The following is an 18,129-nucleotide window of genomic DNA, read 5'->3' on the forward strand; positions in this document are numbered from 1 at the left end:
GGGCTGGCGGTTTCGTTTTGGTCTCAGTGTTGCGGGTTGTCCGGGTAACCCAGATTGTTGAATACCCAAGCCATCTTACGTCGGACGATATCTATCGTTTCCGAGTCATAGTAATCTGGTACAGGTATTCCCTTTCGTCGTTCTTTCATTGATTTGTCGTGCCCTAGATTAAAGCTGTTTTCCGGCAGGCCGAAATCAGCGAAAAGACTGTCCAGATCGGCAACCAAATGTTCTTTTCGAATAAAGCGATCCACAATCATCATGTTGTCGATCGAGACAATATCCCAATCTATGGACCACGGTTCCGACAAGACGAATGACTTGAACTGCTCGAATTCCGTTTTTGGATCTTCCGAAGGCAGGTTCCTCTGGTACTTCATGAAGTGAAACTGAGATACCGTCCTGTCAAAGGGATCGCGGACATTCGCGATCTTGGTGTAGGCATCAAATGTCTCTGCGCCAAGGTTCTCTTTGATTTTCCAGGCGGGCATGTGGTTGCGCCATGGGTGTCTGTGCTTGCGCCAGAATTGCCAATCCGGATAGGGTTCCGGTCGTCCCGGCCCTCTGGCCCCCACGATCCCATATTTTGAGATCCTGACCTTGCCGTTTTCCAGTTCCCCCAGACCCGGCTTTTCGCAAAGCGGCTGAAGGACCTTTTCCGTCGACGTGCCAGCCGTCTTAGTAGTCTTGAGGTAGATGAATTTATGCTTGTGGCACACCAGAACCATTTCAGCGGTCCTTTCCGGAAGACGATGGCCGCGACCTTTTTTGCATACCAAGTCCGTTCACTGGGGCACCTCAATTGGATTGGGGCCGTATTTATTGGCACCTGGCTGGCTTGGGCGGGTCAACCACCACAACACCAGAAGAGGAGACACAAACAGAACGATCAGCGTCGGAACAACGATCAGCAGTGTGGCGCGGGTGAACAGGATGTCCAGACTGCCGCCGTGCTGAAAATGCGACGCAAGACCGATACCAAAGATCAGAACCGCAAAGGCCCCGAGGATCAGCAGGATCGGCAGCAGAGCATATAGCCCGCTGCGCCCAGTATCATGCATCCGCCTCCATGCGACCGCTAGATGCGGGAAGAAAACGATCAGGCTAACGATGCTTTGCACCGGTTCCGAGTACGTGGCAGTGACGGATTTGGATGTTTCAGTTTCAGTCACAGCAACCTGCGTGAAAAACTGTGCATCGATGATTGCGGCGATGACGTTCCAGATTACGATGAAAAGGAAAAAGAACCAGTATTCTGGCCGCGACGCACGACCCGAGAACGTGAAGAACTTGGAGAAACAGGTGCGGATGGCGTCAGAGAAGGTCATGCCACAACCTCTTCGTCGCTAATCGGTGGATCAAACCGGTTGCGATTTGGTTCAGACTGGCGCGCCAGCCAGACGATCACGCAAATCATGCTGGCAACAGCGATGAGCCAAGCAACTAGAAGCAGTGCGGCACTTTGCGGCAAACGCACTGTCTCTTCTATATCGAACTCTGCCGGAATCGAAATTTGATCAATTGCAACAGGCTGTGAAGTCAGGAAAATAATTGAAAACGAAATAGCAAATGCAGGAATGGGTAATAGAACGTACCACCCTGCGCGACCTGTGTCGTGCATTCGGCGCCAAGCCACAGCAAAAAGCGGTATTGCAGTGACCAATTGGACCACAAGCCCTATCCATCCACCGTTGTAAGAGTGATGCGTTACGAGGCCTTGAGTCTGCTCACCGTTAGAGTTCACTGAAACCTGAAAGCTCTGGGTGACTGTTGGTCCCAAAGTACGGAGTTTGCAACTGTCGCCACAACCGACAAAAAGCAAAAATAAAACAAATTTCCAGAATTCAGGCCGAGAGGCTCTTCCTGAGAAGATAAAGTACTTTGAGAAACAAGTGCGCGTGGCTTCAACGATAGTCATTAGATTTCCTTGGACGCATCTTAACGTCAAGCAGGGCGGACGTTGACCGTCCACCCTGAAGTCTGAGTGCTACTCCCAGAGTATATGCCCAGCAACTGCTCACTTACCCAATCGCTTCCAGCACAGCTTCACCCAGCTGTGCCGGGCTTTCGGCCACGACGATACCGGCCGAGCGCATGGCTTCGATCTTGTCCTCGGCGCCGCCCTTGCCGCCGGCGACAATCGCGCCCGCGTGGCCCATGCGGCGGCCCGGAGGGGCTGTGCGGCCTGCGATGAAACCTGCGGTCGGCTTTTTGCGGCCTTTCTTGGCTTCATCCGCCAGAAACTGCGCGGCTTCTTCCTCGGCTGAGCCGCCGATCTCACCGATCATAATGATCGACTCGGTTTCGTCATCGGCCAGGAACCATTCCAGCACGTCGATATGCTCGGTGCCTTTGATCGGGTCGCCGCCGATGCCCACGCAGGTGGACTGGCCCAGACCCACATCGGTGGTCTGCTTGACGGCCTCATAGGTCAGGGTGCCCGAGCGGGACACAACGCCGACCGAACCGCGCTTGTGGATGTGACCGGGCATGATGCCGATCTTGCAGGCATCCGGCGTGATCACGCCAGGACAGTTCGGACCGATCAGGCGCGAGCTTGAGCCTTCCAGCGCGCGTTTCACCTTCATCATGTCCAGAACCGGGATGCCTTCGGTGATGCAGACGATCACCTCCATCTCGGCATCAATCGCTTCGAGGATCGAGTCCGCCGCGAAGGGCGGCGGTACATAGATCACGCTGGCATTGGCTTCGGTCACATGCTTGGCCTCGTGGACCGAGTTGAAAACGGGCAGGTCAAGATGGGTCATCCCACCTTTTCCAGGGGTCACGCCGCCGACCATCTTGGTGCCATAGGCGATGGCCTGTTCGCTGTGAAATGTGCCCTGCGAGCCGGTAAAGCCCTGACAGATCACTTTGGTATTTTCGTCGATGAGGACTGCCATTTTTTGGAGTCTCCTTAGAGAAATTTGCGTTTTACTCGCCATGTGGCGGGGTCAGTAATTTGCGTCAGCCGGAGCTTGGACCGGTCGAGATTGTCCAAGTGTTCTCTCCATCGTTGCACGAAACTGGGCGGCCTGTGGCAAGCGATTGCTCGCGCATTGCTTCAGCATCAGGCCCTTCCAGACAGTCGAAAACGATAGGAGCACGTGTAGTCGCTTCTTCAGCGTCTTTATTTTGGTTCAAAGCGGCTTCGTCGGCACAACCGGCCAAAGTCACCAAACACAGAACCAAGAAAGACCTCGCCATCAGCCCTTAACCGCCTTCACGATCTTCTCGGCACCGTCTTTCAGGTTGTCCGCCGCGATCACGTCCAGGCCCGAGGTGTTGATGATCTCTTTGCCTTTCTCGACATTCGTGCCTTCCAGACGCACGACCAGCGGAACCTGCAGGCCGACCTCTTTCACCGCGGCGACTACGCCCTCGGCGATGACGTCGCAGCGCATGATGCCACCGAAGATGTTGACCAGAATGCCTTTGACCTGCGGGTCCGAAGTGATGATCTTGAACGCCTCGGTCACTTTCTCTTTGGTCGCACCACCGCCCACGTCAAGGAAGTTGGCAGGCTCGGCGCCGTAGAGCTTGATGATGTCCATGGTGGCCATCGCCAGACCGGCACCGTTGACCATGCAGCCGATCTCACCATCCAGCGCGATGTAGTTCAGGTCGTATTTCGAGGCTTCCAATTCCTTGGGGTCTTCCTCGGTCGTGTCGCGCAGTTCGGCGATGTCGGGGTGGCGGTAGACCGCGTTGCCGTCAAATCCGACCTTGGCGTCCAGCACCTTGAGGTCGCCGCTGTCGGACACGATCAGCGGGTTGATCTCCAGCATCTCCATGTCCTTCTCGACGAAGGCGTTATAGAGCTGACCCATCAGCTTGACGCATTGCTTGACCTGAGCGCCTTCCAGACCCAGCGAGAAGGCGATCCGGCGGCCGTGATAGGGCTGATAGCCGGTTGCAGGGTCAACCGAGAAGGACAGGATTTTCTCGGGCGTGGCTGCGGCCACTTCTTCGATGTCCATGCCGCCTTCGGTCGAACAGACGAAGGAAATGCGGCTGGTCTGGCGATCCACCAGCAGGGCCAGGTACAGTTCACGCTCGATGCCGGAACCGGCTTCGATATAAATGCGGTTAACCTGTTTGCCCGCCGGGCCGGTCTGATGCGTAACCAGCGTGCGGCCCAGCATCTTCTTGGCTTCTTCGGCGGCTTCTTCCACCGATTTGGTCAGACGCACGCCGCCTTTTTCACCGGCATCGGCCTCTTTGAAGCTACCTTTGCCGCGTCCACCTGCGTGGATTTGCGCTTTGACAACCCAAAGCGGGCCGTCCAGTTCACCGGCTGCGGTTTTGGCTTCCTCGGCGCGCAGAACCGCGCGACCTTCGGAGACCGGAGCGCCATAGCTGCGAAGAAGAGCTTTGGCCTGATATTCGTGAATGTTCATCAACACTGTCCCGTCTGACTACGATTACCCCGTTATAGAGGGCTGTAGAGCGCAAATATAAAGGCTTTTTTGACGGCGAAGAGCTTTTTAGCGTAGATTTTTGTTATTTGTGATCACAGTTTTTTGGGGTGTGATCACAATTCATTCTCGGGCAGTTACTTGATTCGAATCTGAAACCAAACCTGCCAAAAACACATTCAAAAACAAAATTAAAAACGTTTGCGCCAACATTTTCGGTAGCTCCATTCGGACTTGGGCAAACGGGCAATAGAAAAGCCGGACCTGAAAAGGACCGGCTTTCAGAATTCTCACAGAAGGGATCAGGCCAGCGAGCTGTCGATGCCTTTGCACGCCTCGATCAGGCCCTTCACCGCGTTGACCGAATTGTCGAAACCAGCCTGCTCTTCTTCGTTCAAGTTGATGTCGACGATCCTTTCAATACCGCCCGCGCCGATCACGGTGGGTACGCCCACGTACAGGCCGCTGACGCCCAGCTCACCATCGCAATAGGCGGCGCAGGGCAGGACGCGCTTTTGGTCTTTCAGATAGGCCTCGGCCATTTCGATTGCCGACGTGGCCGGTGCGTAGAAGGCCGAACCGGTTTTCAGCAGGCCAACAATTTCGGCACCGCCGTCACGGGTGCGCTGTACGATAGCGTCCAGCTTGTCTTGCGTGGTCCAGCCCATTTCGACCAGATCAGGCAGCGGGATACCAGCGACGGTCGAGTAACGGACCGACGGCACCATAGTGTCGCCATGGCCGCCCAGAACAAACGCGGTGACGTCTTTCATCGAGACGTTGAACTCTTCGGCCAGGAAATGAGCAAAGCGGCCCGAATCCAGAACACCTGCCATACCGCAGACCTTGTTGTGCGGCAGGCCCGAGAATTCACGCAGCGCCCAGACCATCGCGTCCAGCGGGTTGGTGATGCAGATGACGAACGCGTCGGGTGCGTTGGCCGCAATGCCTTCGCCGACAGATTTCATGACCTTCAGGTTGATGCCCAACAGGTCGTCGCGGCTCATGCCCGGCTTGCGAGGGACGCCAGCGGTCACGATGCAGACGTCGGCGCCAGCAATATCTTCGTAGGACTGAGTGCCTTTCAGCTTGGCGTCAAAGCCTTCGGACGGGCCGGATTCAGCGATGTCCAGCGCCTTGCCTTCGGGGGTGCCTTCGGCGATGTCGAACAGGACGACGTCACCCAGTTCTTTCATTGCTGCGAGGTGGGCGAGCGTGCCGCCGATCTGACCTGCGCCGATCAGCGCGATCTTGGGTCTGGCCATTTGGATTATCTCCGGTCGGTTTTGAAATCGCGGTTTTGCTAGTCGTTAAATGGGTTTCGCGCAAGTACCCTTGGGCGCGGCATGCAACCGCATACCATTTGCACCCGGCCGTGTGATTGCGCTAAACGGCCTTTTAGACAGGCCAATTTGCAGGACGCCACATGTTCGAATTGAACTTGATGTTTTTTGCCGTGGCGATCCCTGCGGTGGTCTTTGCCGGAATCTCGAAGGGCGGGTTCGGGTCGGGGGTGGCGTTTGCGTCCTCGTCGATTCTGGCCCTGATACTTGAACCCGGGCAGGCGCTTGCGCTGATGTTGCCGATCCTGATGGTGATCGATGTGGCCACCCTTGGCCCATACTGGAAACGGTGGAGCTGGCCGGATTCACGCCTGTTAATACTGGGCGCTGTGCCGGGGGTTGCGCTGGGGGCGTGGTTGTATCGCGCCACCAATGATGACCTGCTGCGATTGTTGATCGGCGGAATTTCTGTCGGATTTGTGATTTGGCATTTTTCGCAGACCAAAGGCTGGGTGCGCGGCTTTGCCAACCGCCTGCCGCCGCCTGCCGGGCTGTTCGCGGGTCTGATCGCCGGGTTCACCAGTTTCGTCAGCCACGCCGGAGGGCCCCCGGCCGCGGTCTATCTGCTGTCGCAGCGCTTGACGAAGACTCAGTTTCAGGCGTCGACCGTGCTGGTTTTCTGGGTCATCAATATCGCGAAGTTTGTGCCTTATGCCTATCTGGGGCTGTTCACCTGGCACACCGCTTGGGCTGACCTGCTGCTGACGCCCTTTGCGATCCTGGGCGCATGGCTGGGCGTCCGGGCGCATTTCATGCTGTCCGAGCGCCTGTTTTTTGGCATTGCCTATGTGCTGCTGACATTGACCGGCAGCAAGCTGATCTGGGACGCGTTGACCTAGACGTTGGGCGGCAGCGCCTCGGCCATATCATCATAGGCCTGGCCCGAGGCAACCAGGCAAGTTATCCCGTCCGGCAATGTCACCGTGATCGTCCAGCTGCCGCTTTGATCCGAAGCGTAAACCTCCATCACGGTCCCTTGCCGCGCGACGCCGATACTGCGGCGTGTTTCGCCGTAGGTCTCGGTCAGGCGCTTCACTATGTCTTCGCGCGGGGCACAGGTGCGGGCCTGTACCTGTTGTGCGGCCAGAACCATGATCCCAAGGCCCATCGTCATCTTGAACAGCGTCGTTTTCATCAGGCACCCCTTTCGATTCCATAGCAATCAGAGTGCGTCCGGCGGGCAGAAATCCGGTTAAAGCTCCGCACGTTGCGTCGTAAATGCTGCAGCGCGGCGATTTTGCCCTTGAACTTTCCGACAAAAAATGCCCCATTCCGCGCAACATTCTTTCAAAGGGAGAGGCCAATGGACCCCCGTCAGCGCCCCTATCGTTCCGTTCTCTATATCCCCGGCTCGCGCGATCGGGCGCTGGACAAGGCCCGCACCCTGCCGGTGGATGCGATCATCTTTGATCTTGAAGATGCCGTTGCCGCCGACGAAAAGGTCAATGCGCGCGAAACGCTCAGGGCGGCACTGGCTGCTGGCGGGTATGGTGACCGGGTCAGGATCGTGCGCATCAACGGGCTGGATACCGAATGGGGCCGTGCCGACGCCGAAGCCGTACGCGAGATGGACGCGGATGCCGTGTTGTTGCCCAAGGTGGGTTCGGCCGCTGACGTGGACGCGCTGGCCGCGATCACCGGCGACATGCCGATCTGGGCGATGATGGAAACTCCGCAAGGGATGTTGAACGCGGCCGAGATTGCAGCGCATCCGTTGATGGCAGGCTTTGTCATGGGCACCAACGATCTGGCCAAAGATCTGCAAACCCGGTTCCGTCCGGACCGTCTGCCGTTGATGACATCGCTGGGCCTGTGCGTGTTGGCCGCCAAGGCCCATGGGCTGATCATCGTGGATGGTGTCTACAACGCATTCAAGGATGAGGGTGGTCTGGCCGCAGAATGCGAACAAGGCCGTGACATGGGTTTTGACGGCAAGACGCTGATCCACCCGGCGCAGGTCAACATCACCAACGCGGCCTATGCGCCGTCAGAGGCCGAGATCGACTTGGCCCGCCGTCAGATTGCAGCGTTTGAAGAGACCGAGGCACAAGGGCAGGGCGTTGCCGTCGTGGATGGGAAGATCGTTGAAAACCTGCATGTTGTAACAGCCCGCGAAATTCTGGCAAAAGCAGAGGCGATTTCAGCTTTGCAAGCGGGGTAAGCCAGCAATGGGCTTTGTTCTTCTGATCCTTGGGGTGGCACTGTGGTGGGCCGCTCATCTGTTCCAACGCGTCATGCCGGCGCAGCGCGCGGCGATGGGCAGCGCGGGCAAAGGCGCGGTTGCGCTGGCGCTGGTCGTGGCAATCCTGCTGATGATCTTCGGCTATCGCATGACCGATACCGTTTTCGTCTGGGCACCACCATCCTTCATGATCCACGTAAACAATCTGTTGGTGTTGATCGCGATCTATATGATGAGCCCCGCAGGCACCAAGGGTCGCCTGTTGAACAAGCTTCGCCACCCAATGCTGGGCGGGTTCAAGCTGTGGGCTTTTGCGCATTTGCTGGTTAACGGCGATTTGGCCTCGATCATTCTGTTCGGCGGGCTGTTGGCCTGGGCTGTTGTCGAGGTCATTGTGATCAACAAGTCCGAGCCCGATTGGACACCCGGTGAACCCGGTACCTATGGCAAGGACGCGATGTTCTTTGTCGCCTCGATCGTGTTGTTGGGTGTGATCGGATATATTCACGGGCTGGTTGGTCCGTCTCCGTTCCCATCTTAAGGAAGTGATATCATGGCAAAACTTTATCGCCTGCTGACCGAGGAAGACACATCCGCCTTCTGCCACAAAGTGTCAGACGCCTTGGCAAAAGGGTGGGAGCTGTATGGCGGCCCGTCTTACGCCTATGACGAAAACAGCCGCATGATGCGGTGTGCGCAGGCTGTGACCAAAGAGGTCGAGGCCGACTATTCCTCCGATATGAAACTGGGACAGCAATAATGGCAAAGACAAATCCGGGCCGTTTTTTCGAAGACTACTCTGTTGGTCAGGTGCTGCATCACGCCGTGCCGCGTACTGTAACCGACGGAGAGCGGGCGCTGTACCATGGGCTCTACCCGGCGCGGCACGCGCTGTATTCGTCGGATGAATTTGCTCGGAATTGCGGCTTGCAGCAAAGCCCGATTGACGATCTGGCTGCTTTCCACGTGGTGTTTGGCAAGACCGTGCCAGACATCTCGCTGAACGCGGTTGCCAATCTGGGATATGCCGAGGGGCGCTGGCTGTTGCCGGTCTATCCCGGCGATACGCTGCGCTCTGAATCCGAGGTAATCGGGGTCAAGCAGAATTCGAACGGCAAGACCGGCGTGGTCTGGGTACGCACGCGTGGCCTGAATCAGCGCGATGAGGTCGTGATCGAATATGTCCGCTGGGTGATGGTGCGCAAATCGAACCTTGACGCCCCCGCGCCCGAGGCGGTTGTGCCGGACCTGAAAAAGGTACTTGAGCCAAAAGATCTGGTGGTGCCCGCGGGGTTGGATTTCTCGAATTACGATTTTGCCCAGTCGGGCGAGGCGCATCGTTGGGGTGATTACGAGATTGGCGAAACCATTGATCATGTCGATGGCGTGACGGTGGAAGAGGCCGAGCATATGCTTGCCACCCGGCTGTGGCAGAACACAGCCAAGGTGCATTTCGACCTGACCTTCCGGCCCGATGGTCGTTTGATTTATGGCGGCCACGTGATTTCGATGGCGCGGACATTGTCATTTAACGGCCTGGCCAATGCGCAGATGATTGTCGGCCTGAACGGCGGCGCCCATGCCAACCCCTGCTTCGCAGGCGACACAATCAAGGCTTGGTCCGAGGTTCTGGACAAGGCCGAAACCGGTGTGCCGGGCGTGGGGGCCATCCGTCTGCGGCTGGTCGCGACAAAGGGTGGAGAGGCGTTTGCGCTGAAAAACGAAGATGGCCGGTATCAGCAGAACGTCCTGTTGGACCTTGATTATTGGGCGCTGATGCCAATCTGAGCACGCCCCACATTCATTTGATCGCAGCCTGCGTCAATCATGCTAGGCTGCGATCATGGTCCCGCTTCGATCACTTGCTGCCTGCCTGTTTCTGACGCCGCCCGCCGTCGCGTGCGATCTGGCGTTGGCTTTGGCAGTGGACGTATCCGGTTCGGTCGATACGACGGAATACCGGATTCAGATGGATGGGCTGGCCGCCGGGCTGCGCGACCCCTTGGTGTCCGAGGCGCTGGTGCGGGGGCAGGCACAGTTGATGCTGGTGCAGTGGACCGGGTCCTCGCGTCAAAAGGTGACGATCCCGTGGACCCGGATCGATAGCTTTGACACGCTTGAACGGTTTGCCGATCAAGTTGCCGACGACCCCAGGGTTTGGCGCAACTTTTCAACCGCAATCGGTGAAGCGCTTGAGATGACCATGTCCAGCTTCGATGCGGTGGCGGATTGCAAACGGCATCTGATAGACATTTCGGGCGATGGGGTGTCGAACGAGGGTGTCGAACCAACCGAGACGCACAGGGCGTTGCGCACACGCGGGGTGACAGTAAACGCAATTGCGATCGAGGAAAGCGAACCGGACCTTACCGCCTATTTCTTTGAAAATGTCATTGTCGGCGAGGGCGCATTTGTGGTGTCGGCAGCGGGGTTTGCCGATTACCCCGAACGGATTCGAAAGAAGCTGTTGCGCGAAGTTACACAGCAATCAGCGGCTTTGGAGCAGCAGTAGCAGATTCGTGATCACAATGCTTGTTCCCTGAAAACGCTAACATTCAAGGCTTGGAAGAGTTTTTGTGATCACAGTAATATTTTGCGTGATCACAAACTGATGAAATCTGCTATTTTGAACCCTTTTTACCCATTTTTGCGCATGCAGCACGTGACAGAAGGGCAAAAAACAGTAAAACGACCGGTAGCCAACGAAAGAGGAGCCGACATGGCCGATGTCAATCGGGGCAACCGCCCGCTCTCGCCACACATTATGATCTATCGCCCCCAGATGACTTCGTTGTCGTCGATCATGGTTCGCCTCTCGGGATTGGGCGCCTTTGCCGTTGCAATCCTGATCGTCTGGTGGCTGTTGGCCGCTTCGACATCGGAAAGCGCGTTTCTGGCCATCGACGGTTTTCTGCGCAGCTGGTTCGGCGACATCCTCCTGACCTTGGCCACCTGGGCGCTTTGGTATCACACGCTGGGTCGTCTGCGTCACGTCTTTTGGGATTTCGGCTACTGCCTTGATGTTGAGGTCTCTGAGAAACTGGGTCTAGGCATGTTCGTCGGTGCGACCATCCTGACCATTATCACTGTGATTGCGGTTTAAGGGGACGGCACATGCGATATCTGACTGACCGTAAACGCGCGCAGGGTCTGGGCGCAGGGAAATCCGGCACACAAACACATTGGCGCACCATGGTCCGGGCGATGATCCTGACCGTGCTGGTTCCGATCTTCATCTTCACCTTCGGGGCCGGTATCGGCGGCACATACGAAGAAGTCGTCGCCTATTTCAACCGCCCATTCCCGGCAATTGTGACCGCTCTGACTTTGGTCGTGGGCATGCAACAGCTGATGTATGAGGCGCAGGAAACCATCGAAGATTATGTCCATGGTGTTCTCGAGAAAGTCTCGCTCGTTGCAATGTGGGCCCTGGGCTACACGCTGATCGCGGCCGGGCTGTTCGCTCTGGTCAAGCTCGCCCTGTGATGCGCGGTAAGGAACAAGAACAATGACAGCAGCATATGAATATGAAACCCACGAATACGACGTCGTTGTCGTAGGCGCAGGTGGTGCAGGTCTGCGGGCGACGCTGGGCATGGCCGAACAGGGCCTACGCACTGCATGCGTCACCAAAGTGTTCCCGACACGCTCGCACACGGTTGCGGCGCAAGGCGGCATCGCGGCATCTCTGTCTAACATGGGACCGGACCACTGGCAGTGGCACATGTACGATACCGTCAAGGGCTCGGACTGGTTGGGTGACACTGACGCGATGGAATATCTGGCCCGTGAAGCACCCAAAGCGGTGTATGAGCTGGAGCACTATGGCGTGCCCTTCAGCCGGACTGAAGAAGGCAAGATTTATCAGCGCCCCTTCGGTGGTCACACAACCGAATTCGGCGAAGGTCCTGCCGTGCAGCGTACCTGCGCCGCCGCTGACCGGACAGGCCACGCGATCCTGCACACGCTGTATGGTCAGTCACTGAAGAACAACGCCGAGTTCTACATCGAGTATTTCGCCATCGATCTGATCATGTCCGAGGACGGGCAGTGTCAGGGTGTCGTCTGCTGGAAGCTTGACGACGGAACGATGCACGTCTTCAACGCCAAGATGGTGGTACTGGCGACCGGCGGCTACGGCCGTGCCTATTTTAGCGCGACGTCGGCCCATACCTGTACTGGTGACGGCGGCGGTATGGTGGCCCGGGCGGGCCTGGCGCTGCAGGATATGGAATTCGTGCAGTTCCACCCGACCGGCATCTACGGTTCGGGCTGCCTGATCACCGAAGGCGCACGGGGCGAGGGTGGCTACCTGACTAATTCGGAAGGTGAACGGTTCATGGAGCGTTACGCGCCCCAATACAAAGACCTTGCGCCGCGCGACTATGTTTCGCGTTCGATGACCATGGAGATCCGTGAAGGCCGTGGCCATGGTGACAACGGCGATCACATTCACCTGAACCTCAGCCACCTACCTGCCGAAGCACTGGCGGAACGTCTGCCGGGCATATCGGAATCGGCGCGTGTGTTTGCAGGTGTGGACGTGACCAAGGAACCGATCCCGGTCCTGCCGACCGTGCACTATAACATGGGTGGCATTCCGACCAACTATTGGGGCGAGGTTCTGAACCCCACAGCCGATAACCCAACGGCTGTTGTACCGGGCCTGATGGCCGTGGGTGAAGCGGGTTGTGCCTCGGTCCATGGCGCGAACCGTTTGGGCTCGAACTCGCTGATTGACCTTGTGGTGTTTGGCCGGGCGGCCGCGATCCGGGCCGGTGAAGTTGTCGATGCCAAAGCGTCGAACCCGGTTCTGAACCAAGCGTCGGTCGACAAGGCGTTTGACCGGTTTGATGCTGTGCGGAATGCGAGCGGCGCAATCCCTACCGCCGATCTGCGGCTTGAGATGCAGCGGACCATGCAGGAAGACGCAGCCGTATTCCGGACCGCCAAGACCATGGCCGAGGGCGTCGAAAAGATGACGGTGATCGCGGCCAAGATGGACGACCTGAAGGTCTCCGACCGCTCGTTGGTGTGGAACAGTGATCTGATGGAATCTCTGGAACTGACCAACCTGATGCCAAGCGCGCTGGCCACCATCGTTGGTGCCGAGGCACGCAAGGAGTCCCGCGGTGCCCATGCGCATGAAGACTTCACCGAGCGTGACGACGAAAACTGGCGTGTCCATACCGTTTCGCGGGTTGAGGGCAACAAGGTTGAGCTCAGCTATCGCCCGGTCATAGCCGATCCGCTGACCACCGAAGAAGAAGGTGGCATCAGCCTCAAGAAAATCGCGCCGAAGGCGCGGACGTTCTAAGGAGAGGAACTTATGGTACAACTGACCCTCCCAAAGAATTCGCGCATCACGACGGGCAAAACTTGGCCCAAACCCGAAGGCGCGACCAATGTGCGTAAGTTCCAGATCTATCGCTGGAACCCGGATGATGGAAAAAACCCCCAGCTCGACACCTATTTCGTTGATATGGACAGCTGCGGGCCGATGATTCTGGACGCGCTGATCAAGATCAAGAATGAGATCGATCCGACCCTGACCTTCCGCCGGTCGTGCCGCGAAGGCATCTGCGGTTCCTGCGCGATGAATATCGACGGGATCAACACGCTGGCCTGTATCTACGGTATGGATGAGATCAAGGGTGACGTGAAAATCTATCCGCTGCCGCATATGCCGGTAGTCAAAGACCTGATCCCCGATCTGACGCATTTCTATGCCCAGCACGCTTCGATCATGCCGTGGTTGGAAACCAAGACCAACCGCCCCGCGAAAGAGTGGAAGCAGTCGATCGAAGACCGCAAAAAGCTGGATGGTTTGTATGAATGTGTGATGTGCGCCAGCTGCTCGACCTCGTGCCCGAGTTACTGGTGGAACGGCGATCGCTACCTTGGGCCCGCCGCTTTGCTGCATGCCTATCGTTGGATCATCGACAGCCGCGATGAAGCCACGGGTGAGCGTCTGGACGAGCTGGAAGATCCCTTCAAGCTGTACCGCTGCCATACGATCATGAACTGTGCCAAGACCTGTCCCAAGGGTCTGAACCCGGCCAAGGCAATTGCCGAGATCAAGAAGATGATGGTCGATCGGTCCGTTTGATCACAGCCACAAAAGAAGACAAAACCTGGGGTGGAAACGCTCCGGGTTTTTTCGTGTTATGCGGGCATTGTAATGTCGGAGTACATCAATGACCCAAAGACTACTAAAAGCCTTTTCAATTTCTGCCATCACCATTCTTTCAGCGTGTGGTGGATCGGGCAGCGACCGGGCGGACTTAGCATTCAAACAGGTAGACTGTGCAAAACAGGCCGGAATTGGGGGGGCATTTACCACTCAATACACCCTTCAGGATGGTAAGCAGACTGAGGTGTTCGTGCCCGGCAACGGCGTCAGCGAAGAACAAGCCGCTAAAGCGAATGCTTGTATGACCGCGTAATTGGCGAAAAACGAGAAAGGCTGGCAGATGCAAGTGCCAGCCTTTTATGCAGTTTTGTCATGCCGAGATTGCAAAAAGATGTGATGAAGTCAGTTGTTGGACTGCTTAACCTTTCAACATGGGAGGAGTGATGGAACCGAAACGGGATCGCTCCGATGCACGACCAAAACTCAAAAACGAACGCTGCCGAGGCTCTGGAACTGCTAGAACAGGCTTGGGCATATTACACGCCGGAACCTGCGCCGGTGGCTGAGGTTCACGAGCCTGAATTGTTCGAATACGCAAACGCCGCCTAACGCTTGAATTTATCCTTGGATTGGGCAATGCATAAGCATGCCCATTCTGTTGTTAGTACTGGCGGCCGGAGTGTTCGCCTATTTTATCTGGCGATCACGGACGTCGTCGTTGACGCGCGATTGCCGATGGCGGCAGCACCGCATGGAAGGCGTTTGGGTTTGTGCCTATTGCGGGGCACAGCACGAAGGCGCGAATACACCGACCAGTTGCCTGAAAGGGAAATAGGACAGCAGGGCGATCATTCGCCCTATCTGTGGCTATGCCGCGTCGGGAAATGCTGCTTGCAGCGCGATTTCCACCATATCCCCAAAGCTGCTTTCGCGTTCGGACGACGGCAGTGCCTCACCCGTCAGCAGGTGATCGGACACGGTCAGAACGGCCAGCGCGCGGCAACCGTGACGCGCGGCGAGGATATACAATTCGGCGGCCTCCATTTCGACCCCCAGAATGCCGTGTCGCACCATCTGTTCGTTCAAATCAGGTCGTTCGTCATAAAACACGTCCGACGAATAAATCCCGCCGATATGCGTGGGTGTCCCTTTCGCAGCCGCCGCCTGAGCCGCCGCCTGTAGCAAACCCCAGTCGGCGCAGGGGGCAAAGTTCAGTTCTTTCAGAATGCCGCGTGATGGTGTGCTTAGCGTGGTCGAGGTCATCGCCAAGATCACATCGCGGATATTGACACTGTCCTGCATCCCGCCGCACGATCCGATGCGGATCAGGGTTTTAGCACCAAAATCGCGGATCAGTTCATTGGCGTAAATCGACAAGGACGGCATCCCCATGCCGCTGCCCTGAATTGAAACCGGGTTTCCTTTCCAGGTTCCGGTGAAACCCAGCATGCCCCGCACGTTATTGACCAGCCTGGCATCCTGCAAAAAGGTTTCTGCCGCCCATTTCGCCCGATAGGGATCACCGGGCATTAAAACGGTTTCAGCAATTTCACCTTTTTCTGCGCCAATATGAATTGTCATTTTTCACTCAATTCCTGTCAGATTTCCAAATCCGAAATATCTGCCCCGGCTTTTAACGCGTCATGAACCCATTGCGGTTTGCGGCCTCGGCCCGACCAGGTTTGTTCGGGGTTGGAGGGATTTTTGTACTTTGCGTTGGCCTTTGAACTCTTAGGTAATTTTGAGCCATTGCCAGACAGATCTGAAAGTGAAAACCCAAACTCGGCGGCGGCCTTTTCGGCCGCTTTCAAAGCCTCTTTGCGATCACGCTTTTCCGCATTTTTAAGCGCGATTTCCACCTTGTCGCGCAATTCAAGCAGTTCTTTTCGAGACATTTTATCTAGGCTGATCGCCATTTTTTTCTCCGTTCCGCACTTCGTCATACGTGGACGCAATAGCCCACCGTAATTCCTAATCCGAAATTTATCTATCCCCTCGTGAAGGGGAATAGAAACAGAGATTTCCCAAAAAGGGTTGAACTATTCAGCCGCGATATTTTGCGGATCGACCAGAGTTACGATATCGCCCATGATTACATTCAACTCAAAGTTCTTGGGCGTATAGATTTTGGCAACGCCCATTGCCTTGAGTTTCGCTGCATCATCATCGGGAATGATCCCCCCGACCACGACAGGGACATCGTTCAGCCCGGCTTCGCGCAGGCGGGTCATGACGTCTTGCACCAATGGGATGTGGCTGCCGGACAGAATCGACAGACCGATGACATGGGCCTTGTCTTCAATGGCAGCCGTGACGATTTCCTCGGGTGTCAGGCGAATGCCTTCATAGCTGATGTCGATGCCGCAATCGCGGGCGCGGAAGGCGATTTGCTCGGCTCCGTTTGAATGGCCGTCCAATCCCGGCTTACCCACCAGGAATTTCAGGCGGCGCCCCAGTTTGTCACTGACCGCATCAACAGCAGCGCGCAGATCCTCCAACCCTTCGGTCTTGTTAGACACTGAACCGGACACGCCGGTCGGACCGCGATAAGTGCCGTAGACCTTGCGCATTTCTTCAGCCCACTCGCCGGTGGTGACACCTGCCTTGGCGGCGGCGATTGACGGTTCCATCACGTTGGTGCCGGATCGCGCGGCCTCACGTAGTGCGGCCAAAGCCGCCTTGACGGCTGCGTCGTCACGATCTGCGCGCCATTCATTCAGGCGGTTGATTTGTTCTTGCTCGACAGCTGGGTCGACAACCATGATACCGCCATCTTCGGTCTCCAGCGGTGAGGGTTCGCCCTGTGTCCATTTGTTCACCCCGACCACGACGGTTTCATTGCGTTCGATCCGGTTCAGGCGTTCGGCGTTGGAATCGACCAGACGGGATTTCATGTATTCGATCGACGCCACCGCGCCGCCCATCGATTCGAGGTTGTCCAATTCAGCCCGCGCGCCTGCTTTCAGCTCTTTAACCTTAGCGTCCACGGCGGGGTTGCCGTCAAACAGGTCACCATATTCCAGCAAGTCGGTTTCATAGGCCAGGATTTGCTGCATCCGCATCGACCATTGCTGATCCCACGGGCGTGGCAAACCCAACGCTTCATTCCATGCGGGCAATTGCACAGCACGGGCCCGGGCCTTTTTCGACAAGGTCACGGCAAGCATTTCGATCAGGATGCGATAGACGTTGTTTTCGGGCTGCTGCTCGGTCAGGCCCAGCGAGTTGACCTGAACACCATAGCGGAACCGACGGTATTTGGAATCCTCGACGCCATAGCGTTGTTGCAGAATCTCGTCCCAAAGATCCACGAAAGCCCGCATCTTGCACATTTCGGTGACAAAGCGGATGCCCGCGTTCACAAAGAACGAAATGCGACCGCAAAGCGCCGGGAAATCCTCGGCTGGGACGCGGGGGCGCAGCTCATCCAATACGGCGATGGCCGTGGCCAGTGCATAGGCCAGCTCTTGTTCGGGTGTCGCGCCGGCTTCTTGCAAGTGATAGGAACACACATTCATCGGGTTCCATTTCGGCACGTTGGTATAGCAATACTCGGCCACGTCCGCGATCATCTTCAGCGACGGTTTTGGCGGGCAGACATAGGTGCCGCGGCTCAGGTATTCCTTGATCAGGTCGTTCTGCACGGTGCCTTGCAGCTTGGCCACGTCCGCGCCCTGTTCCTCGGCCACAGCGATATAAAGCGCCAGCAACCAAGGGGCGGTGGCGTTGATAGTCATCGAGGTGTTCATCTGTTCCAACGGAATCTGATCGAACAATACCCGCATGTCGCCCAGATGGCTGATCGGAACGCCAACCTTGCCGACCTCGCCGCGCGCCAATGTGTGATCGCTGTCGTAACCGGTCTGCGTCGGCAGGTCGAAAGCCACGGAAAGACCGGTCTGTCCCTTCGCCAAATTCCCGCGATACAGCGCGTTTGAGGCCTTGGCGGTGGAATGACCGGCATAGGTTCGGATGAGCCAAGGGCGATCTTTCTGCGTCTGCGTCATAGCTGGGCCTCGTGTTGCGGGTGGGCAAGAAAATTACGTCACTGGC

Annotated in this window: 21 protein-coding genes and 1 pseudogene; 12 read left to right on the top strand and 10 right to left on the bottom strand. The window is 56.9% G+C overall.

Annotation, left to right across the window (positions count from 1 at the left end):
- Positions 1 to 23 precede the first annotated feature (23 nt).
- The 6 genes from ACR3EP_RS16770 to mdh form a co-directional block, all read right to left on the bottom strand.
- Positions 24 to 728 (bottom strand): sulfotransferase family 2 domain-containing protein, encoded by a 705-nt coding sequence (locus tag ACR3EP_RS16770; protein WP_480638717.1) that lies wholly within the window; start codon positions 726 to 728, stop codon positions 24 to 26.
- A gap of 57 nt (positions 729 to 785) precedes the next feature.
- The gene (locus ACR3EP_RS16775) at positions 786 to 1,328 is read right to left on the bottom strand and encodes a DUF805 domain-containing protein (protein ID WP_480638718.1); all 543 of its coding nucleotides are present in this window, start codon (positions 1,326 to 1,328) and stop codon (positions 786 to 788) included.
- Entirely contained in the window at positions 1,325 to 1,918 is a 594-nt protein-coding gene (locus ACR3EP_RS16780) for a DUF805 domain-containing protein (RefSeq protein WP_480638719.1), read from the bottom strand. Before ACR3EP_RS16780 ends, ACR3EP_RS16775 begins: the two co-directional genes overlap by 4 nt.
- 103 nt (positions 1,919 to 2,021) lie before the next feature.
- Complete coding sequence (gene sucD / locus ACR3EP_RS16785) at positions 2,022 to 2,903, bottom strand: succinate--CoA ligase subunit alpha (protein ID WP_170350627.1); 882 nt, start codon at positions 2,901 to 2,903, stop codon at positions 2,022 to 2,024.
- Positions 2,904 to 3,206: 303 nt separating this feature from the next.
- Positions 3,207 to 4,400: an ADP-forming succinate--CoA ligase subunit beta gene (sucC, locus tag ACR3EP_RS16790; RefSeq protein ID WP_170350625.1), complete on the bottom strand. Its 1,194-nt coding sequence runs from the start codon at positions 4,398 to 4,400 to the stop codon at positions 3,207 to 3,209.
- Between the two features lie 320 nt (positions 4,401 to 4,720).
- Entirely contained in the window at positions 4,721 to 5,683 is a 963-nt protein-coding gene (mdh, locus tag ACR3EP_RS16795; RefSeq protein WP_170350623.1) for a malate dehydrogenase, read from the bottom strand.
- Positions 5,684 to 5,844: 161 nt separating this feature from the next.
- Here mdh and ACR3EP_RS16800 point away from each other — a divergent pair, with 161 nt between their 5' ends.
- Positions 5,845 to 6,600 (top strand): sulfite exporter TauE/SafE family protein, encoded by a 756-nt coding sequence (locus ACR3EP_RS16800; RefSeq protein WP_425081679.1) that lies wholly within the window; start codon positions 5,845 to 5,847, stop codon positions 6,598 to 6,600.
- On the opposite strand, the gene ACR3EP_RS16805 is transcribed toward ACR3EP_RS16800, so the two are convergent.
- The gene (locus tag ACR3EP_RS16805) at positions 6,597 to 6,896 is read right to left on the bottom strand and encodes a hypothetical protein (RefSeq protein ID WP_170397167.1); all 300 of its coding nucleotides are present in this window, start codon (positions 6,894 to 6,896) and stop codon (positions 6,597 to 6,599) included. The genes ACR3EP_RS16800 and ACR3EP_RS16805 overlap by 4 nt on opposite strands.
- Before the next feature lie 168 nt (positions 6,897 to 7,064).
- Here ACR3EP_RS16805 and ACR3EP_RS16810 point away from each other — a divergent pair, with 168 nt between their 5' ends.
- The 11 genes from ACR3EP_RS16810 (at position 7,065) to ACR3EP_RS16860 (ending at position 14,685) form a co-directional block, all read left to right on the top strand.
- Positions 7,065 to 7,922: an HpcH/HpaI aldolase/citrate lyase family protein gene (locus ACR3EP_RS16810; protein WP_480638720.1), complete on the top strand. Its 858-nt coding sequence runs from the start codon at positions 7,065 to 7,067 to the stop codon at positions 7,920 to 7,922.
- Between the two features lie 7 nt (positions 7,923 to 7,929).
- Positions 7,930 to 8,484, top strand: coding sequence for an NnrU family protein (locus ACR3EP_RS16815; protein ID WP_480638721.1), 555 nt, complete (start codon positions 7,930 to 7,932; stop codon positions 8,482 to 8,484).
- 12 nt (positions 8,485 to 8,496) lie between these two features.
- Positions 8,497 to 8,703 carry a DUF1737 domain-containing protein gene (locus ACR3EP_RS16820; RefSeq protein WP_170361397.1) on the top strand — a complete coding sequence of 69 codons (207 nt, stop codon included), beginning with the start codon at positions 8,497 to 8,499 and terminating at the stop codon, positions 8,701 to 8,703.
- Positions 8,703 to 9,731: a MaoC family dehydratase gene (locus tag ACR3EP_RS16825; protein ID WP_480638722.1), complete on the top strand. Its 1,029-nt coding sequence runs from the start codon at positions 8,703 to 8,705 to the stop codon at positions 9,729 to 9,731. The genes ACR3EP_RS16820 and ACR3EP_RS16825 overlap by 1 nt, the downstream gene beginning before the upstream one ends.
- A gap of 55 nt (positions 9,732 to 9,786) precedes the next feature.
- Positions 9,787 to 10,455 carry a DUF1194 domain-containing protein gene (locus ACR3EP_RS16830; protein WP_480638723.1) on the top strand — a complete coding sequence of 223 codons (669 nt, stop codon included), beginning with the start codon at positions 9,787 to 9,789 and terminating at the stop codon, positions 10,453 to 10,455.
- Between the two features lie 207 nt (positions 10,456 to 10,662).
- Complete coding sequence (gene sdhC, locus ACR3EP_RS16835; RefSeq protein ID WP_170350610.1) at positions 10,663 to 11,046, top strand: succinate dehydrogenase, cytochrome b556 subunit; 384 nt, start codon at positions 10,663 to 10,665, stop codon at positions 11,044 to 11,046.
- An 11-nt stretch (positions 11,047 to 11,057) separates the two neighbouring features.
- Positions 11,058 to 11,429, top strand: a complete 372-nt coding sequence (locus ACR3EP_RS16840) for a succinate dehydrogenase, hydrophobic membrane anchor protein (protein ID WP_480638724.1) — start codon at positions 11,058 to 11,060, stop codon at positions 11,427 to 11,429.
- Positions 11,430 to 11,451: 22 nt separating this feature from the next.
- Positions 11,452 to 13,260, top strand: coding sequence for a succinate dehydrogenase flavoprotein subunit (gene sdhA / locus ACR3EP_RS16845; protein WP_170377745.1), 1,809 nt, complete (start codon positions 11,452 to 11,454; stop codon positions 13,258 to 13,260).
- Positions 13,261 to 13,272: 12 nt separating this feature from the next.
- Positions 13,273 to 14,052 carry a succinate dehydrogenase iron-sulfur subunit gene (locus ACR3EP_RS16850; RefSeq protein WP_170350606.1) on the top strand — a complete coding sequence of 260 codons (780 nt, stop codon included), beginning with the start codon at positions 13,273 to 13,275 and terminating at the stop codon, positions 14,050 to 14,052.
- An 88-nt stretch (positions 14,053 to 14,140) separates the two neighbouring features.
- Positions 14,141 to 14,389: a hypothetical protein gene (locus ACR3EP_RS16855; protein WP_480638725.1), complete on the top strand. Its 249-nt coding sequence runs from the start codon at positions 14,141 to 14,143 to the stop codon at positions 14,387 to 14,389.
- A gap of 155 nt (positions 14,390 to 14,544) precedes the next feature.
- Complete coding sequence (locus tag ACR3EP_RS16860) at positions 14,545 to 14,685, top strand: hypothetical protein (RefSeq protein ID WP_170350605.1); 141 nt, start codon at positions 14,545 to 14,547, stop codon at positions 14,683 to 14,685.
- A 258-nt stretch (positions 14,686 to 14,943) separates the two neighbouring features.
- On the opposite strand, the gene deoD is transcribed toward ACR3EP_RS16860, so the two are convergent.
- From deoD to ACR3EP_RS16875, 3 genes and pseudogenes are all read right to left on the bottom strand, one after another.
- Positions 14,944 to 15,657: a purine-nucleoside phosphorylase gene (gene deoD, locus ACR3EP_RS16865; protein ID WP_480638726.1), complete on the bottom strand. Its 714-nt coding sequence runs from the start codon at positions 15,655 to 15,657 to the stop codon at positions 14,944 to 14,946.
- Positions 15,658 to 15,674: 17 nt separating this feature from the next.
- Positions 15,675 to 15,992 (bottom strand): H-NS histone family protein, encoded by a 318-nt coding sequence (locus ACR3EP_RS16870; RefSeq protein WP_170361622.1) that lies wholly within the window; start codon positions 15,990 to 15,992, stop codon positions 15,675 to 15,677.
- A gap of 123 nt (positions 15,993 to 16,115) precedes the next feature.
- Positions 16,116 to 18,092 (bottom strand): annotated as a pseudogene (locus ACR3EP_RS16875) (methylmalonyl-CoA mutase family protein); the annotation flags it as partial.
- Positions 18,093 to 18,129 lie beyond the last annotated feature (37 nt).

Source organism: Ruegeria sp. BB10, from assembly GCF_056535725.1.

Excerpts from the sequence above, each read along its gene's own strand:
- ACR3EP_RS16770 (WP_480638717.1), bottom strand. The coding sequence starts at position 728 with ATGGTTCTGGTGTGCCACAAGCATAAATTCATCTACCTCAAGACTACT.
- ACR3EP_RS16775 (WP_480638718.1), bottom strand. The coding sequence starts at position 1,328 with ATGACCTTCTCTGACGCCATCCGCACCTGTTTCTCCAAGTTCTTCACG.
- ACR3EP_RS16780 (WP_480638719.1), bottom strand. The coding sequence starts at position 1,918 with ATGACTATCGTTGAAGCCACGCGCACTTGTTTCTCAAAGTACTTTATC.
- sucD (WP_170350627.1), bottom strand. The coding sequence starts at position 2,903 with ATGGCAGTCCTCATCGACGAAAATACCAAAGTGATCTGTCAGGGCTTT.
- sucC (WP_170350625.1), bottom strand. The coding sequence starts at position 4,400 with ATGAACATTCACGAATATCAGGCCAAAGCTCTTCTTCGCAGCTATGGC.
- mdh (WP_170350623.1), bottom strand. The coding sequence starts at position 5,683 with ATGGCCAGACCCAAGATCGCGCTGATCGGCGCAGGTCAGATCGGCGGC.
- ACR3EP_RS16800 (WP_425081679.1), top strand. The coding sequence starts at position 5,845 with ATGTTCGAATTGAACTTGATGTTTTTTGCCGTGGCGATCCCTGCGGTG.
- ACR3EP_RS16805 (WP_170397167.1), bottom strand. The coding sequence starts at position 6,896 with ATGAAAACGACGCTGTTCAAGATGACGATGGGCCTTGGGATCATGGTT.
- ACR3EP_RS16810 (WP_480638720.1), top strand. The coding sequence starts at position 7,065 with ATGGACCCCCGTCAGCGCCCCTATCGTTCCGTTCTCTATATCCCCGGC.
- ACR3EP_RS16815 (WP_480638721.1), top strand. The coding sequence starts at position 7,930 with ATGGGCTTTGTTCTTCTGATCCTTGGGGTGGCACTGTGGTGGGCCGCT.
- ACR3EP_RS16820 (WP_170361397.1), top strand. The coding sequence starts at position 8,497 with ATGGCAAAACTTTATCGCCTGCTGACCGAGGAAGACACATCCGCCTTC.
- ACR3EP_RS16825 (WP_480638722.1), top strand. The coding sequence starts at position 8,703 with ATGGCAAAGACAAATCCGGGCCGTTTTTTCGAAGACTACTCTGTTGGT.
- ACR3EP_RS16830 (WP_480638723.1), top strand. The coding sequence starts at position 9,787 with ATGGTCCCGCTTCGATCACTTGCTGCCTGCCTGTTTCTGACGCCGCCC.
- sdhC (WP_170350610.1), top strand. The coding sequence starts at position 10,663 with ATGGCCGATGTCAATCGGGGCAACCGCCCGCTCTCGCCACACATTATG.
- ACR3EP_RS16840 (WP_480638724.1), top strand. The coding sequence starts at position 11,058 with ATGCGATATCTGACTGACCGTAAACGCGCGCAGGGTCTGGGCGCAGGG.
- sdhA (WP_170377745.1), top strand. The coding sequence starts at position 11,452 with ATGACAGCAGCATATGAATATGAAACCCACGAATACGACGTCGTTGTC.
- ACR3EP_RS16850 (WP_170350606.1), top strand. The coding sequence starts at position 13,273 with ATGGTACAACTGACCCTCCCAAAGAATTCGCGCATCACGACGGGCAAA.
- ACR3EP_RS16855 (WP_480638725.1), top strand. The coding sequence starts at position 14,141 with ATGACCCAAAGACTACTAAAAGCCTTTTCAATTTCTGCCATCACCATT.
- ACR3EP_RS16860 (WP_170350605.1), top strand. The coding sequence starts at position 14,545 with ATGCACGACCAAAACTCAAAAACGAACGCTGCCGAGGCTCTGGAACTG.
- deoD (WP_480638726.1), bottom strand. The coding sequence starts at position 15,657 with ATGACAATTCATATTGGCGCAGAAAAAGGTGAAATTGCTGAAACCGTT.
- ACR3EP_RS16870 (WP_170361622.1), bottom strand. The coding sequence starts at position 15,992 with ATGGCGATCAGCCTAGATAAAATGTCTCGAAAAGAACTGCTTGAATTG.